Source organism: Burkholderia cepacia, assembly GCF_001039005.1.
GTDB lineage: Bacteria > Pseudomonadota > Gammaproteobacteria > Burkholderiales > Burkholderiaceae > Burkholderia > Burkholderia theae.
Map to the genome: position 1 here is coordinate 1 of NZ_LDWR01000149.1, position 2,080 is coordinate 2,080.

Genomic DNA, 2,080 nt, shown 5'->3' on the forward strand with positions numbered 1-2,080 from the left:
ACGTGGATTCAGGGCAGGGTCAATGTGGAAGTGGCAGCTCTCTTCATACCCAGTTCTACACCCCACCTTCAGTGCCAACCTGACAGTACCCAATACCCCTTAACATGCGTGAATTGCATTGGACATCTGCAAGCCCCGAAGCCATCATAACTACAGCTAGCTAGCATTTTATTTTGCCGATCAACATGCCGTTATTAATTTTATACATAAATATAAATAACATCAATTCACTCAAGACTTTGGCTAATCGAAAATAAATTATTATTGAAATTCGGCTATTCTGGGTGGGATCGCATTGGCGTGTCTTGTCAGAATTTTCCTTCGCTTCACAAGAATAAATTTGGAGTTCTGTAGTCGGCATTCAACTTCGCCGATTATAAAAATCGGCTCGGCCTGTATGACAGATCATTCGCCTCTACAGGAGCATACTGTGCATAACGAAACAATCTTATCATTCAAGCAATTCCGCTTCTCGAGTGATGGCATTTTGACTTACAATTGCAACGCAGTGCCGTTGGCGACCAAGGAACGAAAACTCCTGAGCGCACTCCTACTGGCTGATGGCCGCATCGTTATTAAAGAGGACTTGGCTCGTGCGGGCTGGGGGCATGCCGAAATTAGCGATGAATCGCTGACTCGCGCGATATATGTATTGCGCCGCACACTCGTCGCTAATGCCCCGGGGAAATACATCGAAACCTGCTACGGTCGAGGTTACCGCTTCCTCTGCCCGGTTCAGCGATTGGCATCCAAAGCGATACAGGCAGTCAAACTTGTTCTTCTGCCATCCGATCAATTAGAACTTAGTTGCATACAGCACGCGCTAATTCAGTGCCTCACTTCAGACAACCAGAAATGGTTGTCCGTCACATCAACACCGGCCGTCGCATACTTACTCGCCAAGTATGATCGGCTCGAAGCAATCAATTGCCTCGATGTAGATTATTATGCATCTATGGGCCAGACGGGATCCACGCTTCGGATCGAACTGGCCAACGCCAGCACCCACGAAGTGATCGCTAGCGCGCCTTTCCGTATGGATAACGTTGGCGCTATCGCGCGCCGCCTTTGTGCATGGATTCTGTCGTGCATCCCACAAGTGCGCCCGCCACTGCCTCTACAAGGCACGGAACAACACACCTTCGCCTTCCAGCAGGCTCTCGAATCCCTCCACACCCAAACCCCGAGGCGATTGGAGCCGGCAGCCGGACTGTTCCAGCCTGCCCCTCGAGCCGAGCCACGCCACATTCCATCGCTCTGTGGCTTAGGTGACGTTATCCCGCCGAGTACACCATTCGTAAGTTAGCGGGTTCGCCGGTTTTCGATTGATGGTATGCGATCCGTTAACGACGTCCTTGTCTAGAAATCGCTGCACTCTGATGCTACGTGTCCACGTGGACACGTAGCCACTTGCACCGATGGCAGAGAAAAAAGACTTACGAAGCCGTCTGCTGATCGGTGGAGCGGCCCCCTGGACCGGCCAGCGTTTCGTAGACATCTTCGAGCCATAATGACCTGCCCCCGGTTTTAGTCCGGGCTGCAGTTAGAGTCCGAGGTTAAAAACCGCTGCTTTGCATCGTGCGCCCGGGCGAACTGCGCGGGTGTCAGATAGCCGAGCGAACTATGAGGCCGCTCGGTGTTGTACTCGATACGCCATTCCTCAATCAGCCGCTTGGCGTGGCGCATTGACACGAACCAATGCTCGTTGAGGCATTCATCGCGGAACCGGGCGTCATGATTCATTCGGATCAAGGCAGCCAGTTCACCAGCGATGACTGGCAATCATTTCTGAAGGCTCACCACATGGTGCCGAGCATGAGTCGTCGCGGTAACTGTCACGACAATGCCGTGGCGGAAAGCTTCTTCAGCGCGCTGAAAAAGGAACGAATAAAACGGCGAATCTATCCGACCAGGGCGATGGCAACCACAGGTGTGTTCGATTACATTGAGATGTTCTACAACCCAATCCGCCGGCACGGTTTCGCTGGCTGGGCCGGCCCCCGCGAAAACCGGACACGGGGTAACGCTTAAATTATGAGGTAGTCTTCTGCCTATGTTTAAGAGGCGGTTTCAAAAAGAG

Annotated in this window: 1 protein-coding gene and 2 pseudogenes; 2 read left to right on the top strand and 1 reads right to left on the bottom strand. The window is 52.3% G+C overall.

What is annotated here, in order from left to right:
• The first annotated feature begins 430 nt into the window (after positions 1-430).
• Positions 431-1,306, top strand: coding sequence for a winged helix-turn-helix domain-containing protein (locus VL15_RS41575; RefSeq protein WP_196319689.1), 876 nt, complete (start codon positions 431-433; stop codon positions 1,304-1,306).
• Between the two features lie 221 nt (positions 1,307-1,527).
• Here VL15_RS41575 and VL15_RS38815 read toward each other — a convergent pair.
• Positions 1,528-1,734: pseudogene (locus VL15_RS38815) on the bottom strand (integrase core domain-containing protein); the annotation flags it as partial.
• Between VL15_RS38815 and VL15_RS38820 the strand changes: the two are divergent.
• Positions 1,732-2,031, top strand: a pseudogene (locus VL15_RS38820) (DDE-type integrase/transposase/recombinase); the annotation flags it as partial. The pseudogenes VL15_RS38815 and VL15_RS38820 overlap by 3 nt on opposite strands.
• Between the last annotated feature and the right edge of the window lie 49 nt (positions 2,032-2,080).